This window comes from Pseudomonas sp. 210_17 TE3656 (assembly GCF_054821965.1).
On record NZ_JBTRBC010000001.1, the window covers coordinates 4693901 to 4708973 of the forward strand.

The 15073-nt window shown below is 57.6% G+C and carries 20 protein-coding genes, 1 tRNA gene and 1 pseudogene; 12 read left to right on the forward strand and 10 right to left on the reverse strand.

Translation table 11 applies throughout. The features are described 5' to 3' along the window. Positions 1-4: 4 nt before the first annotated feature. From rpmI to ACVI9W_RS21900, 7 genes are all read left to right on the forward strand, one after another. Entirely contained in the window at positions 5-199 is a 195-nt protein-coding gene (rpmI, locus tag ACVI9W_RS21870; protein WP_027620572.1) for a 50S ribosomal protein L35, read from the forward strand. Positions 200-228: 29 nt separating this feature from the next. Next, a complete protein-coding gene (gene rplT, locus ACVI9W_RS21875; protein ID WP_010222414.1) occupies positions 229-585 on the forward strand; it encodes a 50S ribosomal protein L20 in 357 nt (118 codons plus the stop codon). Between the two features lie 102 nt (positions 586-687). After that, complete coding sequence (pheS, locus tag ACVI9W_RS21880) at positions 688-1704, forward strand: phenylalanine--tRNA ligase subunit alpha (protein WP_038609632.1); 1017 nt, start codon at positions 688-690, stop codon at positions 1702-1704. Between the two features lie 36 nt (positions 1705-1740). After that, the gene (gene pheT, locus ACVI9W_RS21885; RefSeq protein ID WP_461531168.1) at positions 1741-4116 is read left to right on the forward strand and encodes a phenylalanine--tRNA ligase subunit beta; all 2376 of its coding nucleotides are present in this window, start codon (positions 1741-1743) and stop codon (positions 4114-4116) included. A gap of 3 nt (positions 4117-4119) precedes the next feature. Further along, entirely contained in the window at positions 4120-4422 is a 303-nt protein-coding gene (gene ihfA, locus ACVI9W_RS21890; RefSeq protein ID WP_002553164.1) for an integration host factor subunit alpha, read from the forward strand. Beyond that, a complete protein-coding gene (locus ACVI9W_RS21895) occupies positions 4403-4759 on the forward strand; it encodes a MerR family transcriptional regulator (RefSeq protein WP_010222411.1) in 357 nt (118 codons plus the stop codon). The genes ihfA and ACVI9W_RS21895 overlap by 20 nt, the downstream gene beginning before the upstream one ends. A gap of 106 nt (positions 4760-4865) precedes the next feature. After that, a tRNA-Pro gene (locus tag ACVI9W_RS21900) sits at positions 4866-4942 on the forward strand. 90 nt (positions 4943-5032) lie between these two features. Here ACVI9W_RS21900 and ACVI9W_RS21905 read toward each other — a convergent pair. Genes ACVI9W_RS21905 through ACVI9W_RS21915 form a run of 3 tightly spaced genes read right to left on the reverse strand, consistent with a single transcriptional unit; the run spans position 5033 to position 6717 of the window. Beyond that, positions 5033-6139, reverse strand: a complete 1107-nt coding sequence (locus ACVI9W_RS21905; RefSeq protein WP_461531169.1) for a phage integrase Arm DNA-binding domain-containing protein — start codon at positions 6137-6139, stop codon at positions 5033-5035. Beyond that, positions 6139-6351, reverse strand: coding sequence for a hypothetical protein (locus ACVI9W_RS21910; RefSeq protein ID WP_330079499.1), 213 nt, complete (start codon positions 6349-6351; stop codon positions 6139-6141). The genes ACVI9W_RS21905 and ACVI9W_RS21910 overlap by 1 nt, the downstream gene beginning before the upstream one ends. Positions 6352-6393: 42 nt before the next feature. Next, entirely contained in the window at positions 6394-6717 is a 324-nt protein-coding gene (locus ACVI9W_RS21915; RefSeq protein ID WP_461531170.1) for a hypothetical protein, read from the reverse strand. Between the two features lie 116 nt (positions 6718-6833). On the opposite strand from ACVI9W_RS21915, the gene ACVI9W_RS21920 reads away from it, so the two are divergent. Beyond that, the gene (locus ACVI9W_RS21920) at positions 6834-7115 is read left to right on the forward strand and encodes a hypothetical protein (protein WP_461531171.1); all 282 of its coding nucleotides are present in this window, start codon (positions 6834-6836) and stop codon (positions 7113-7115) included. Here ACVI9W_RS21920 and ACVI9W_RS21925 read toward each other — a convergent pair. Then, positions 7112-7324 carry a hypothetical protein gene (locus tag ACVI9W_RS21925; RefSeq protein WP_461531172.1) on the reverse strand — a complete coding sequence of 71 codons (213 nt, stop codon included), beginning with the start codon at positions 7322-7324 and terminating at the stop codon, positions 7112-7114. The genes ACVI9W_RS21920 and ACVI9W_RS21925 overlap by 4 nt on opposite strands. A gap of 279 nt (positions 7325-7603) precedes the next feature. Between ACVI9W_RS21925 and ACVI9W_RS21930 the strand changes: the two genes are divergently transcribed. Then, entirely contained in the window at positions 7604-7876 is a 273-nt protein-coding gene (locus tag ACVI9W_RS21930; RefSeq protein WP_461531173.1) for a hypothetical protein, read from the forward strand. Positions 7877-7894: 18 nt separating this feature from the next. Here the strand turns inward: ACVI9W_RS21930 and yejK are convergent, their stop codons facing one another. The 5 genes from yejK to ACVI9W_RS21955 all read right to left on the reverse strand — a co-directional run bounded on the left by yejK (position 7895) and on the right by ACVI9W_RS21955 (position 10902). Next, complete coding sequence (yejK, locus tag ACVI9W_RS21935) at positions 7895-8902, reverse strand: nucleoid-associated protein YejK (protein WP_461531174.1); 1008 nt, start codon at positions 8900-8902, stop codon at positions 7895-7897. A gap of 367 nt (positions 8903-9269) precedes the next feature. Continuing rightward, positions 9270-9626, reverse strand: a complete 357-nt coding sequence (locus ACVI9W_RS21940) for a hypothetical protein (RefSeq protein WP_461531175.1) — start codon at positions 9624-9626, stop codon at positions 9270-9272. Between the two features lie 81 nt (positions 9627-9707). Further along, positions 9708-10232 carry a hypothetical protein gene (locus ACVI9W_RS21945; RefSeq protein WP_461531176.1) on the reverse strand — a complete coding sequence of 175 codons (525 nt, stop codon included), beginning with the start codon at positions 10230-10232 and terminating at the stop codon, positions 9708-9710. Beyond that, positions 10229-10498, reverse strand: coding sequence for a hypothetical protein (locus ACVI9W_RS21950; RefSeq protein ID WP_461531177.1), 270 nt, complete (start codon positions 10496-10498; stop codon positions 10229-10231). Before ACVI9W_RS21950 ends, ACVI9W_RS21945 begins: the two co-directional genes overlap by 4 nt. A 20-nt stretch (positions 10499-10518) precedes the next feature. Next, complete coding sequence (locus ACVI9W_RS21955; RefSeq protein WP_342622662.1) at positions 10519-10902, reverse strand: response regulator transcription factor; 384 nt, start codon at positions 10900-10902, stop codon at positions 10519-10521. A 398-nt stretch (positions 10903-11300) separates the two neighbouring features. Between ACVI9W_RS21955 and ACVI9W_RS21960 the strand changes: the two are divergent. The 3 genes and pseudogenes from ACVI9W_RS21960 to ACVI9W_RS21970 all read left to right on the forward strand — a co-directional run. Beyond that, positions 11301-11663, forward strand: a pseudogene (locus ACVI9W_RS21960) (DUF2514 family protein); the annotation flags it as partial. Positions 11664-11838: 175 nt separating this feature from the next. Further along, a complete protein-coding gene (locus tag ACVI9W_RS21965; protein WP_461531178.1) occupies positions 11839-13002 on the forward strand; it encodes an AAA family ATPase in 1164 nt (387 codons plus the stop codon). A gap of 632 nt (positions 13003-13634) precedes the next feature. Continuing rightward, positions 13635-13844 (forward strand): hypothetical protein, encoded by a 210-nt coding sequence (locus tag ACVI9W_RS21970; protein WP_461531179.1) that lies wholly within the window; start codon positions 13635-13637, stop codon positions 13842-13844. Positions 13845-14093: 249 nt separating this feature from the next. On the opposite strand, the gene ACVI9W_RS21975 is transcribed toward ACVI9W_RS21970, so the two are convergent. Then, positions 14094-14393 (reverse strand): hypothetical protein, encoded by a 300-nt coding sequence (locus ACVI9W_RS21975; RefSeq protein ID WP_461531180.1) that lies wholly within the window; start codon positions 14391-14393, stop codon positions 14094-14096. Between the last annotated feature and the right edge of the window lie 680 nt (positions 14394-15073).

The following is a 15073-nucleotide window of genomic DNA, read 5'->3' on the forward strand; positions in this document are numbered from 1 at the left end:
GAACATGCCAAAAATGAAAACCAAAAGCGGTGCAGCCAAGCGTTTCTTGAAAACTGCTAACGGCATCAAGCACAAGCACGCTTTCAAGAGCCACATCCTGACCAAAATGTCGACCAAGCGTAAGCGTCAACTTCGCGGTAGCAGCCTGCTGCACGCGTCGGACGTTGCAAAAGTCGAGCGCATGCTGCGCCTTCGTTAATTTTTGGTTCTAGATAGAGGAAGTTACTCATGGCTCGTGTAAAGCGTGGCGTCATCGCTCGTAAGCGTCACAAGAAAATTCTGAAACTGGCTAAAGGTTACTACGGCGCTCGCTCGCGCGTTTTCCGTGTTGCCAAGCAAGCGGTCATCAAGGCAGGCCAATACGCCTACCGCGACCGTCGTCAGAAAAAACGTCAGTTCCGCGCTCTGTGGATCGCTCGTATCAACGCTGGTGCGCGTATCAACGGTCTGTCCTACAGCCGCCTGATCGCTGGCCTGAAAAAAGCGTCGATCGAAATCGACCGTAAGGTTCTGGCTGATCTGGCAGTGAACGAAAAAGCGGCGTTTGCTGCGATTGTCGAGAAAGCTAAAGCCTCGCTGGCTTAAGTACCCCGACAATCACCCGGCGTCATTTCCGGCGCCAGGTGTTAACGTCTTAATAGGGGAAGAGCCTGCGCTCTTCCCCTATTTTGTATCTGGAGTCTGTACATGGAAAACCTGGACGCGCTGGTCTCCCAAGCCCTGGAGGCCGTGGAACGCGCTGAAGACATCAATGCCCTGGAACAGATCCGGGTTCAATTCCTTGGCAAGAAAGGCGAACTGACCCAGGTGATGAAGACCCTGGGCAATATGCCTGCCGAAGAGCGGCCAAAAGTTGGCGCGCTGATCAACGACGCCAAGGAACGCGTCACCGAGGTGCTCAACGCGCGCAAAGCGGCCTTCGAAGAAGCCGAACTCAGCGCCCGTCTGGCTGCCGAGTGCATTGATGTGACCCTGCCGGGCCGTGGCCAGACCTCCGGTGGTCTGCATCCGATCACCCGTACCCTGGAGCGCATCGAGCAGTTCTTCACCCACATCGGCTACGGCATCGCCGAAGGCCCTGAGGTCGAAGACGACTACCACAACTTCGAAGCCCTCAACATTCCCGGCCACCACCCGGCCCGGGCAATGCATGACACCTTCTACTTCAATGCCAACATGCTGCTGCGTACCCACACCTCGCCGGTGCAGGTGCGGACCATGGAGTCCAGTCAGCCGCCAATCCGCATTGTCTGCCCGGGCCGCGTATACCGCTGCGACTCGGACCTGACCCACTCGCCGATGTTTCACCAGGTCGAAGGCCTGCTGATCGATCGCGATATCAATTTTGCCGACCTCAAAGGCACCATCGAAGAATTCCTGCGGGTGTTCTTCGAAAAGGAACTGGCGGTTCGCTTCCGTCCGTCCTTCTTCCCCTTCACCGAGCCATCGGCTGAAGTCGACATCCAGTGCGTGATCTGCTCCGGCAAAGGCTGCCGCGTGTGCAAGCAGACCGGCTGGCTGGAAGTCATGGGTTGCGGCATGGTTCACCCGAACGTGCTGCGCATGTCTGGCATCGACCCTGAAGAGTTCCAGGGCTTTGCCTTCGGCATGGGCGCCGAGCGCCTGGCCATGCTGCGTTACGGCGTCAACGATTTGCGCCTGTTCTTCGACAACGACTTGCGGTTCCTTGCGCAATTTCGCTAGGTCGCGCACCCGTAACGAATCTTTCAGGAGAGCAGGATGAAATTCAGTGAAAAATGGCTGCGCGGTTGGGTCAACCCGCAGGTATCCCGAGACGATCTGGTTGCCCGTCTTTCGATGGCCGGCCTTGAAGTCGACAGCGTCACCCCGGCTGCCGGTCAGTTCAGCGGCATCGTCGTCGGTGAGGTGCTGAGCACCGAACAACACCCCGACGCCGACAAACTGCGCGTGTGCCAGGTCAGCAGCGGCAGCGAGACCTTCCAGGTAGTGTGCGGCGCGCCAAACGTGCGCCCTGGCCTGAAGATCCCGTTCGCCATGATCGGTGCCGAACTGCCAGGCGACTTCAAGATCAAGAAAGCCAAGCTGCGTGGCGTTGAGTCCAACGGCATGCTGTGCTCGGCTGCAGAGCTGCAGATCAGCGAAGAGAACGACGGCCTGCTGGAACTGGCTGGCGACGCCCCGGTAGGCGAAGACATTCGCGTGTACCTGGACCTGGACGACGCCAGCATCGAAATCGGCCTGACCCCGAACCGTGGCGACTGCCTGTCGGTTGCAGGTCTGGCGCGTGACGTCGGTGCCTTGTACGACGTACCGGTGACCCGTCTGGCGGTGCCAGCCGTTGCTGCCGCTCACGACGAAGTGCGCCCAGTTGAAGTACTGGCTCCAGCAGCCTGCCCGCGCTACCTGGGCCGCGTTATCCGTAACGTCGACCTGTCGCGCCCGACCCCGCTGTGGATGGTCGAGCGTCTGCGTCGTTCCGATGTGCGCAGCATCGACGCTGCCGTCGACATCACCAACTACGTGATGCTCGAACTGGGCCAGCCGATGCACGCCTTCGATCTCGCCGAGATCAACGGCGGCATCCGCGTGCGCATGGCCGAGGAGGGCGAGAAGCTCGTTCTGCTCGACGGTCAGGAAGTGGCGCTGCGTAGCGACACCCTGGTCATCGCCGACCACTCCCGCGCCCTGGCCATTGCCGGCGTCATGGGTGGCGAGCACAGCGGCGTTTCCGCCACCACTCGCGACATCTTCCTCGAAAGCGCCTTCTTCGAGCCGATTTCGGTTGCTGGCAAGGCCCGTTCCTACGGCCTGCACACCGATGCCTCGCACCGCTACGAGCGTGGCGTCGACTCAGAGCTGGCCCGCGAAGCCATCGAGCGTGCCACTGGCCTGCTGCTAGACATCGTCGGCGGCGAAGCCGGCCCTGTGGTTGACGTCACCAGCGAAGCGCACCTGCCGAAGGTTGCACCGGTCACCCTGCGTGCCGAGCGCCTGACCCAGATGCTGGGCATGGAAATGGCCAGCGCCGAAGTCGAGCAACTGCTCAACGGCCTGGGCCTGAAAACCACCGCTGGCGAAGGCCAGTGGCAGGTCGAAGTACCAAGCCATCGCTTCGACATCAGCCTGGAAGTCGACCTGATCGAAGAACTGGCCCGCCTGTACGGCTACAACCGCCTGCCAGTGCGTTACCCGCAAGCGCGCCTGGCCCCGCAGGCCAAGGCCGAAGCCCGTGGCGAACTGCCGGCCCTGCGCCGTCTGCTGGTTGCCCGTGGCTATCAGGAAGCGATCACCTACAGCTTCATCGACCCGAAACTGTTCGAACTGTTCAGCCCTGGCGTCGAGCCGCTGCTGCTGGCCAACCCGATCTCCAGCGACATGGCGGCCATGCGTGCCTCCCTGTGGCCGGGCCTGGTCAAGTCGCTGCAGCACAACCTGAATCGTCAGCAAGACCGCGTACGCATGTTCGAAAGCGGCCTGCGCTTTGTCGGCCAGCTGGGCGATCTCAAGCAAGAGCCGATGCTCGCCGGCGTAGTCTGCGGTAGCCGCCTGCCGGAAGGTTGGGCCAACGGCCGTGACACCATCGACTTCTTCGACGTGAAAGCCGACGTAGAAGCGGTGCTGGGCTTCTCCGGCTCGCTCGCCGAGTTCAGCTTCGTACCGGGCAAACACCCGGCGCTGCACCCGGGCCAGACTGCACGCATCGAGCGTAACGGTCGCGAAGTCGGCTACCTGGGTGCCATCCACCCGGAACTGGCCAAGACCCTCGGCCTCGATCGTCCGGTGTTCGTCTTTGAGCTGGTCCTGGGTGAAGTGGCCGATGGCCGCCTGCCGAAGTTCAGCGAACTGTCGAAATTCCCGGAAGTGCGTCGTGACCTGGCCTTGGTGGCAGGACGTGATGTTGCTTCGAGCTCGGTGCTTGAAGTAATTCGTGACAATGCAGGCGAATGGCTCACGGACCTCAGGCTGTTTGATGTTTATCAGGGTAAAGGCATTGATCCTGATAGAAAAAGCCTCGCCGTAGGCTTGACCTGGCAGCATCCGTCGCGCACTCTTAATGATGAAGAGGTGAATACCGCGACACAAAACATCCTCACCTCGCTCGAACAAAGGTTGAACACCACGTTAAGGAAATAGCGTATGGGTGCTCTGACGAAAGCTGAGATGGCCGAACGGCTGTACGAGGAGCTGGGCCTGAACAAACGTGAAGCCAAGGAATTGGTTGAACTGTTCTTTGAGGAAATCAGGCACGCTCTGGAAGACAACGAGCAGGTCAAATTGTCCGGATTCGGCAATTTTGACCTGCGTGACAAACGCCAGCGGCCGGGCCGCAACCCCAAGACAGGGGAAGAGATCCCGATCACGGCGCGTCGAGTCGTCACCTTTCGTCCAGGGCAGAAGTTGAAAGCCCGAGTTGAGGCCTATGCTGGAACCAAGTCATAACGACGAGCTTCCGCCGATTCCAGGCAAACGCTACTTCACCATTGGTGAAGTGAGCGAGCTTTGTGCGGTAAAACCGCACGTGCTCCGCTACTGGGAGCAGGAGTTCCCGCAACTCAACCCGGTGAAGCGCCGCGGTAACCGGCGGTACTATCAGCGCCAGGATGTGCTGATGATCCGCCAGATCCGCGCGCTGCTGTACGACCAGGGCTTCACCATCGGCGGGGCGCGTTTGCGCCTCTCTGGCGATGAAGCCAAGGACGACACCACCCAGTACAAACAGCTGATCCGGCAGATGATTGTCGAGTTGGAAGACGTGTTGGTGGTGCTGAAGAAGTAGCCCGTATCGGGCCGGGAATTTTGGAAAAAATGCTTCCAAAATTCAAAAGGTTAGGGTACATTCTTCAACGTTCTCAGTAACTAGGGGGACATGCTTCAAGCCCAGTCGGGGCGTAGCGCAGCCCGGTAGCGCACTTGCATGGGGTGCAAGGGGTCGAGTGTTCGAATCACTCCGTCCCGACCATTATTTACTGAGTAAAATCAGGCAGTTAAGCCGGTTATCTAAACCGGCTTTTTTGTGCCCGCGCAAAACATGCGCAAAACTCGCGCAAAACTACCCGGCGAAATCGCCGATATCCAAGTCAGCTTCGACTTCGGACCACACCACATCTTCGTGCCCTTTCTGGTAGTTCCTGGTCATGCCTTCGGTAGCATGCCCGGCGATCTTCTGCCCGTCTTTGCCTGCTCGTTTGTACAGGTGAAGGGAGAGGGCGCGCACTTCATGAAACCCCGGCATCTCTTCCTCTTTGAGGTCGCTGTAACAGCCGGCGGCATCTCTCGCATCTTTGAAGGCCCGAGTGAGAAACCTCTCGTCGACTTTCGTCCAGTGATCTTTCCCTTCGCGTTTTTTCTTCCGTTCCGGCCGGCGATGCACCAGGTATGGCGACAGGATGTCGTCCCGGCACCTGGTAAGCACTTCGCCCAGCTGGTCGGTGACCTTAATTTTCAGCCAACCGGCGTCAGATGCTTTCTCGGTCTTGCTCTGAACCACGTACAGAAATCCGTCTCGCGCATCTTCGAACTTCATATTGAGGATGTCGCCGCGGCGCTGCGCGGTTATCAGTGCCAGGTCAATCGCGTTCTGCAGCCAGCGGGGCGACTTCTCGCGGATGGCCTTTAGGCCTTCGACGGTGTGCCGCTTGCGCTGTTTCTTCTCGATCTTGGGGATGGTGCTGGCCGCCGGGTTGTCCGGGCACAGGCCCTTAGCCGCGGCGTGATTGAACACATCGATGAGGATTGCACGGGCCTGGTTGCTGGCGCGGGCGGTCAGTGGCTCCAAGAACTCGGCAACCATCCGGATCGTGATCTGATCCACGGGCCGCTCGCCGAGCACAGCTCTGACCTGTTTAAATCTGACTGCATACAGATCCAGCGTGGCCTTTGCCAGTTCCCGGGGAGGGAGTACGTCCCGCTCGTATGTGTCCAGGAACTCGGCGATGGTGATCGATGTTTCGCCCAGGACCGCAGCCACCAGGTCACCGCCTCGGAGGAAAGCGGTGTTCAGTTGGGACGCGGCGTCGATAGCTTTGCCGCGATCGTTGCCGAACTGAAACCACTTACCATCCGTAGGGCGCCGGTAGCGATAAGTGCCCCGGCGCGCATCAAAGTAGAGGTTCTGGGGCAGGCCTTTGTTGGCCTTGTTCCTTGGTCGAGGAACCATTACGCAGCTCCTTTCAGCACCATGTCGACCAGTGCATTGCCGGTGGTCCGCTGGTAGGCGGCCCAGTCAACGTACCAGATATTGCCAATGCGCTCGCCGGGCAGCTTGCGATCGCGCAGGTAATTGCGAATTGCCTGAGCGCACAGCGGGGTGCCGTTCTCGCCCCATTTTCGGCGCTGAAACACGCTGATCTTGATCAGTTCTTTCTTCATGATTGTCTCCACGCCGCGCATGGCGGCAGAGGTGGGGAGGGGTTACTGAATCTTGCCGGTGAGGCGTTCACGCCAGGTCAGGCGCCGGGGAAGGTGCTCACGGCCGTCGATTTCGACCACCACATAAGCGCAGCGGTCGAAGGGGGCGTCCCGCTGGTCGTTGAGCCAGCAGGCTTCCTTCTGGGCTTCGTCGTAATTTGTTGCTAATAGCTGGTGTACGTTGAAGCCGTTGCTGTGAACGTGCCAGCCGTGGATCTCCATATTCCATTGGCCGTTCTGGCGCCAGGTCCTCTCGATTGAATCAGCCAGCTTACGCGGCACGCTGACCATCTGTTCGGTGTTGCTGGATCGGTTTTCTGTTGGCATGGGGATACCGTCTGTCTAAAAGTTGAAGTGGTGGCACCACAATTGCTAGTAAAACTTATTGATGGCTGGCGGAAGTAGGAGCAGGATGAAAGCTCACTTCTTCAGGAGTCGGCGCTATGGGTCAGCAAAAGCACGAAATGATGAAGGCGGAAGAGCAGCATGGCGTCGCGCTTGGTATCGCCGCGAGGGCAGGTGTTACTGAGCATTGTCCCCGGCACGGAAACCACTCCTACAGCGGTGGCGAACTTGAGCCTGCCTACAAGCTTGGGAATAAGCTCTTCACTGACGGGGTGCTCGGTGGTGTTTTCGAAGATCGCCGCGAGCTAACTGATGCGATAAAGTCGGCAGTAGAGTCATGCGCGCCTAAGTGCTACCCATGCGCCGAAGACGACGACTAAGCAGCTGATGTCTGCTGGTGTGGCTGGTAGTCGCTCCAGCCCACCACGGGCGCTTTGGTCTTGGGGTTGATTACTGGTTTGCCTTCTTCACCACGCAGCAGCGCCTTGGCGCGGATTCGAAGGTCGCGGCACTTTCCGGTGCGCTTGGCCAGTTCGATGAATTGCTGGGCGTACTGCGGGGCGTCGAAGAGCTGACTCAGTTGCTTCACCTTCTCACCAGCCATGATCTTGGCGGCGCACTCCGCTACGGCTTCATTCCACTCGGCAAGCGTTAGCTCAAGGGCTACCCCCCCCCCTCTTTGCCACTGGCTTTGGTGGTCTTGGTGATTTTCCTGGCCTCAGCCAGCGCTACGTCGGCGGTCATGCCGAAGACTGCGAATGTGCTCATGGGTATCTCCAGGCAGCCACTAGCCTCGCCGGGGTGGCGTGATTCGTTGAAGTGGGGTATTGGTTTACAGCCCATTAGAGGGCGGACTAAGGAGCTGGGGATGGCCGTTTCAACTGACACAATCTTCAAACTTACCGATGCCGTAGAGAGGCTGGCGACCAATGACGGATCCTCTCTTCATCGGGCGCAGCAGGCTTTAGCAGCCCTCGCGGGTGTCAACTCTGCAGAGTTTGCAGATGATGTGGCCGGCATACCCTGGAGTTATGTGGCTTCAAAATCTAAGGCAATCCGTGAAGAAACCGCCGAGTCGAGCGAGGTAAGCAAATTCAACAGCTCGATCTGGCAGCTCTTCAATGCCTATCGACCCAAGTAAGGCTTCTGGTTCAGGTGACTAGGCTGCGGTGCGCTTGAGCTGGTCGATCAACTGCGTCGGCAGATTCTTGATGGTCAGGCTGGCGCTGTCCTGGTCGAACTCGACGCGCTTGCCGAGCAAATGCGCCTCGAAGCTGATCGACATGCCTTCGGCGCGGCCGGTGTAGCGGCGGTACTGGTTGATGGTGCGCTTGTCCGGGGCGAAGCGATCGGCCAAGTCATAGCCGCCAACCTTGATAAAGTCGGCGAAGGTCTGCGGGCGGTCCTCGTTGACCAGCTCCGAGAGCTCGGCAATGGTCACTGGCTGGCCGGTCTTGGCCTGGGCCTGCGCATAAGCAATCAGTTCCTGGCTCTTCTCCCGGGCCGAATCGGCATGCAGGTCTTCAGCCTGAACAAAGTCGTTGAAGGCCTTGAGCAACACCCGGGTCTCGCCCGGCGAGTCGACACCCTCGGTCGCGCCGATGAAGTCGCGAAAGTAGGCGGTGGAGCGTCGGCCGCCCTTTGGCTTGAGAAACGAGATGTACTGCCGCGAGCTGGTGTTGTGCTTCCACTCGCTCAGGTTGATCCGTGCTGCGAAGTGCAGAGTTCCGATGTCCAGGTTTCGCGATACCGCCACACTTAGGTCGTCAGCCACCGCCACCGTTTCGATCTGCTGCAGAATGGCAATCGTCAGGTAGTCGGTCATACCCTGGGTGTAGAGGGCGAACAGCACATGGCCGCCGACAGCCAGGTTCGACTCCTCCATCAGTTTCGTCAGGTGCTCAGCCGCGGTGCGGGTGAAGTCGATGAACTCCATGTCGCCGCCGGTGAACTTGCCCAGCCAGCCGCTCAGTGGGTAGGCACCCGGCTCCGGCTGGAAGTAGCCCCACGCCTTCCCGGTCTTGGCGTTGTACGTGTCGTTCACGTCGTACAGCAGGCTTTCGATGGCCTGCGTCTCTGGCAGGTTGTCGGATGCTAGGTGCAGAACGGCTGGGCTGCCGTCTGGCTTCTTGTCGATCTGGTGAATAACTGCGTGACGAATGGGCATGGGTGTTCCTCCGTGGCCGACTGGCGGCATGGTGGCAATTTGGTTTTGGATGGGGTATTACGGGTGGTCAGTAAAAGTTAGAGGGTTCGTTATGAGCGCAGATTGGCAACCGTTTGAAGAAAAGTACAACAACCGATACACCTTGGCTCTTCGCCTACGCGGGCCCAAAAAGTCACCAGCAAAGCCAGCCACTTCCGAGAGTTCTGAAGTACCTGAGTACACGTTCTTTGAGGTTGTTAGCTCGGTTTACGAAAGGGAAACCGGGAAGCAGATAAAGGCCAGTGTCCGTACAGAATCATTTTTGACCGACGATGTCGAAGTCGCGAAATCGAAAGGCTTTGCTACTGCCAGATACTGGGCAAGCACATCATTCTGATTCGGGGCTTACAACTTCGTCGCCGGGGCAGCGTCTGATCTCAGCCCTGCTGGCTTTCTCGAACTGGCGCGTTAGTTTTCGTGATATCTCAAAAGCTGGCGCGTCAGGTTGTTTCAGTCGGCGGGCCTGCTCATCAGGTGAGGCAGCCAGGAACGACCGGTGCAGGTTCTGCAACAGCTCCTGCAGTTGGGTGTAGCCGTGCGCCTTCATCGACGCAGCCATTCCAGCTCGCGTTCCGGCCGCCATTTCCACTGGCAACGTCTCGATGCCAAACCGCTCCGCTTCGGCCTTCTTCCTCTCGCGGTAGTCCGCCGAGTGCTTGGCTGCTCCCGTCTTCTTCTCGGCCATTGCCGATACCTCTCAAGCCGCTGGGCGGCAGTTTGATCCATTGCTGGCGCCGGCCATGCCGGGCGCGGTTGTTGATTCGCTTCACTTCAGCTTTCCCCGGATAGGGAAATCGATGTCGTGATCTGCGAGCAGCCGAACCAGGTGGCCGTAACTGATGCCCAGCTGCTGCGCCACCTGGTTACGGGTTACCCCGGTACCGGCTAATGCCCGGATCTGCTCGCAATGGGCCGCCTTTTGCTTTTCGCGCTGCTGCTTTGCGGCAACTCGCTTTCTGCGCTCGGTGCTACTGACCTGGAACGTGATCAGGTGCGCCTTCGAAAGCTGAAGTAGTCGGGTACGTTCGATGCCGCTGGCCTCAACGGCCTCGGTGAAGGTGTGCGTTTTGGCCAGGTTGCGCGCCAGGGTGATCTCGGCGCGGCTGCCTGGCTTCGGCGGGCCGTCGTCCTCGTCCAGGGCGTCAGCAGCAATCAGCCGGGTAGGGCGTGGCTCGAACGAAGGGCCGGGCAACTCTTTTGGCTTGCCGCCACTGGCAAAGAACTGGTCGATGCTCGCATTGAGCTGTGCCAGCACCTGCTGGCGTGGATCTGGGATAGGCTCGCCGATCATTGCCGTCCGACCAGCTTGCGCGTTGCAGCTGCCTCCATTGCGTCGACGAACAGCATCGCTGTGGCGTACTTGAAGGCAAAGCCCTGTTTCAGGCCAGTGGAGACCTCGACCACATCCCAAGCGCCGTCTTTGTTCGCCGCCTGGAAGAGAGGGGTGGAGCGCCCGATCTTGGCACGCGCCTCGGCTCTTGCCGCCTTGGTGCGCTCAAGCAAGTCGGCTACTTCGGCAATCCGCTGCTGAAAAGCAGGATGCATTGCTGTCTGCATGGTGTCTTCCTCAGTTGGGATCAAGCGTGCAGGTCGAATGATTCGGCCTTGCGGATAATTCGGACCTGGGCAATACGCCGCTCAGGTACACGGCGGTCGCGGCGCATAGGGTCCGCATCGCCCATGACGGCGTGCATAGCCATTAACCCGGCCAGGGCGATGCACAGCGGGCTGATGATCTGTTGGCGCATGGCCTTGGTGACGGCCTCAATGCGGCGGCCGGCTTCCAGCTTGAAAAGCGCTGCCTCGATGCGATTGGCCACGGTGCCTGGGGTGACCGCCATCTGGCGGGCGATTTCTTTGGTGGTGAGCCCTTGAGCCACCCACAACAGTGCTTCAAGTTCACGGGGTGCCAGCGCCTTTCCGAGCTGACCAATCCATGAGCCACAGGTGATCGTTTCCATGAAGTGTCCTCGGTGGGCTGCATTGGTCGTAACGCTCACTGTGCCGTTTACCTCCCGGACCAGGGGAGGGCGAGTGTCACGACCGATGCAGCCTGGTGATGGGGAGTACCAGGTGATCGGGCTGGAGTCCTATGGCAAATCCAGCAATGCCCCAACTTCGTCTCAAGTTGGCAGAAGTGATGCAGGGGGCCGCTTGCGCGGTGTGTGCTCGTCCGCATCCCAAAGCGCCCGGGTATGCCAGGCGCTTCAGTGATGCTTTCCGTTATCGGCCCGCTACTGGCGTCGACCGAAAACTCATGTGCGCCTTGATTACAACCTGGCCCTAGTCCAGTTCGCACTCGTGTTGTTCCTCCGGCCGCGATCCTAGTCCGCCGGATAACTGTTCTTGGCGCTTTACGCTGGCCGAAGTCCTGGGTGAGCGGGGCGCACGACAGGAAGAACAACGACGCGCCGAGGCGCAGGAGGAGGCGAGAACCCATGCACAAAAGGAACACCAGGTTGCGGATGCTGGTGCTGCTGGCGCCGATGCTGCTGGTCGGCGGATGCGGGACGACGCAGCCAAGCTCGCCGCCACCGTCAGTTGCCCCGCCACGGATACCGACGCTATTGCCCGAGGCCAGGCAGCCACCCGCGCCGCCATGGTGCTCTCCGACCTGCTCGCACGGGCTGATGCTCGAGCGGGAGAGCTGGCGAAAGCATATGACCGAGCACGAATAGCCGGGCTAGCGTGCGAGGCGTCCTACACAGCTCTGATCAAATAAACACCACATGCTGCGCTGACATGTCGACAATGACGCAATTCCGGCGGCTGCCGCCCCCATTCTGGACACATGGCTCATTCCGGCGTGATCATGGACCTAGCCAACCTCGCAACGGTGCCTTATTATGCTCAGGCGTCATTTTTGACGGAATATTAGATTAAGGCTGAGGCGGATAATGATCTACTCCTTCGGGGCGACTAACTATTTCTCATTCAAGGAAGGAATGGAAATATCTTTCGAGCTTTCCGCAAAGACCCCTGTGAATATTTCACAAGGGAAAAGAGTCGCTACGGTCCTCGGGGTAAAGGGGGCTAACGCCTCTGGGAAGACTAACGTGTTGAAGGCGATTGAGTTCATCGCGCACTTTATAACTGAGTCATTTGGGTTCATGGAAGACCAAAGTCTTGGATTCAGAAATTACTTTGATAATGATAAAGTTAGTGATTTTTACGTTGATTTCGAGATTGACTCGGTACGGTACTTTTATGAGTTAACTGCTACACCTAAAAAAGTTGTGAGGGAAGCTCTCTATAAAAGGCTTCAGCGTAAGACGCTTTTGGTTGAGAGGAAAGCTAATAAGATTGTAAGAAGAGTGGCCGAATTTTCTGCGATCGATATGGTTGAATTGAAATCTAATGCTTCTTTGATTTCTACAACGCTAATGTACAAGTTGAAGGGGGTGGCAAGCGATTTCGCTCAAATATCGAAATTGTTCTCAAATATCTCTGGAAATATGACAAGTGTTGGGGTTGTTTCGGATGAGCTTCTCTTTACAAGGGAGAGCGTCTCGCAATTCTACTTTAATAATGAATTGGCTTTTGAGTTTGCAAAAAATATCATTATAAATAGCGATCTGGGTATTCATGATATTGAGTTGCATCATAGAGAAAACGCCTCCGGTGAAATTGAGTATTTTCCGCTTTTTGCCCATGTTGTAGGCGATGGTTCGCAGAAGGCTTACCTTACGTCCTATAATCAATCCAGCGGCACTATGGCTTTATATAGAAGGCTAGGTATATACTTCGTCATGCTGGAGCGCGGTGGAGTGCTTGTGATGGATGAATTCGATCAGAATTGTCATCCTATGCTTCTTCCACAGTTGATAAATCTGTTTCAAGATCCATTAATAAATAAAAATGGGGCTCAGTTTATATTTACTGCCCACAACTCGGATATAATAGATTGCCTGGGTAAGTATAGGACCGTTCTTGTGGCTAAGGAACAAGGGGAAAGTTACTGCTATAGGCTTGATCAGATTCCAGGGGATCTGGTAAGGAATGATAGATCGATCGCTGCGCTTTATCGGGAGGGAAAAATTGGTGGGGTCCCCCGAGTATGAGTTCAAGGAGAAAGTTCAAGAATGCAAAAGCTGTAGGGTTCTTGGAGAACTTGCCAGTTAACGGGGTTGAAAACTCCGGGCTTATTAATAGATGTAAATTTAATTTCTCGTATTTGGATTTGCATCAGCCAGTTGAAAATCCGGCCACGGCTTTATCCTTGGAATTTCTCAATGATTTGGTGGGGAAGCTCAAGAATTACAGTGCTCACCCTCTAAGCTATTGGTTGCATCAGCGAGTGGGAGGGGGCGGAAGAACAATCCTGGAAATATATAAGAGTTTTCCAAAGCCCTCCGGTTTTACTCATCCGGTGTCTGTGCCTCACGATGTTGAGTGGGCCAGATTTCGTATGGAGGGAGCTGTAAGGCTTGCCGGATTTATTGTGCCTTCTAGCTTTAATAACAGACTATCAGAAGATAGAAAGTATTCGTTTTGTGTAAACACTTTTTATGTTGTATTTATCGATTTAGAACATCAATTTTATGGAGGGGCAGCCAGGTAACACCAGGGGGCGGCTAAACGTCCAACCGTTCCCGGCCCGAGATCTGACCAAAGCAGATTCCCGTACCTGAGTAGAGCAGGCCTTGGCGGCGATTCGCCCTATACTGCTCTGATCAAGGAATGGGAGTTGGTCATGAAGGACTTGGAGGAGGTAATGGCCGCAGGCGAGCCGCTGATGCAGCAGGCAATGGATGCGCTACGTCTTTACCACGAGGCTAGGGATTCCCTTACGCCAGTGGAGGAGGAGGTGGATCGCTTGCGGCTTGAGGCCGAGTCTCTGTTTGAGGCGGTTCACGAGTACCAGCGCCGCGCCCTCGGTTGGCCTGTACATCCACTCCACTGAAAACTTCGCAATTCCGCGGAAGCGAAGGGAGCCATCAGAGGCCGGGGAAATGAAGGGTTCGATCAGCGAGACAGCGACGGCGGAACTCTTGATGGGGCAAGCTATGAATGCGCTTCGCCGATACAATGAGGCCAAAGGTCACGCTTCACCGGAGGAGGTGGAGCGCCTTGGGCTTCGGGCGGTTTCCCTCATGACTGAGGCTCAGGAGTATCAGCTACGGATGTTTGGCGGGCCTATACATCCCCATGGCTAGGGCGGTTTCCCGCCCCATGTCGGTGAGCAGCCGCCCAGCTGCTTGTTCATCAGCGCAGTGTTTTCTACGTGAAGCCTGGACACATCCGAGCTCAGCCGCTTGTTCCTGTCATTCAGCTGAGTGATCTGCTCGGCCTGACCCTTGTTGATCGCCACCAGCTTCTCGATGTTCTTCCGCGCCCGGGAAAGGTCGTGCTGCAGCTGCTCGTTCTCTCCCTGAAGCAGGAGCGCGTGTTGCTCGAGCATCTCCATGGGAGTGGGCATGCCCAGCGAAAAGCTGTCGTCGTCAATGATCACGGTGCCACCCATCAATACTGTTCGCATATACAGTAATCGAGGCAGGCCAATGCTGACCAGCTCGGGGTGACGAGCTGTAGGAGGGGGCGGTCGGCAGGACGCCGGGGCGCTGAATGCTCGTGCTTGGCATTGTCTTTGAACTCGCAGGTGCGCCTGCAATTCCCAGTCATATTACTCCTCGGTGCCCGCTAACCGGGAAGTTTGAATTTACGAATACCGGAGCACCGAGGGTAGGTCGAGCAGCCCAGGAATGGCCGGCCAGCATATCGACCGGCTCCCGCGGTTCGGCGGCGCATTACGCTCCCGCATTTAGGGCAAAGACCAAGATTCTCCCATTCGATGGCCGGTGGCTTTGCGGGGAGTTCGCGGCCAGTGGCAGCTACAGTTTCCTGGGTAGGCTCTGGCGAGCGCTTGAACAACTTGCCGTAAAGCCAGCAACAGCCGAAGCCTCCGGCGATAAAAAGCAGCACAAACAGACCCCCAGCACCTCCGCCTCTCCGACCGCCGCGGCCACCTCGACCTCCACGGCCGCCGCCACGCGCGAGCGCGACTTCAGCTATCGCGCAGCTCGCAAGTAAAAGAAGTGCTCGACGAGGTATGTCCTTCTTGTTCATATGGCGTCCTGCTGATCGTCAGCGGTAGCGTAGCAATGCCACAAGTTGCTGGCTATGCAGGGTAGC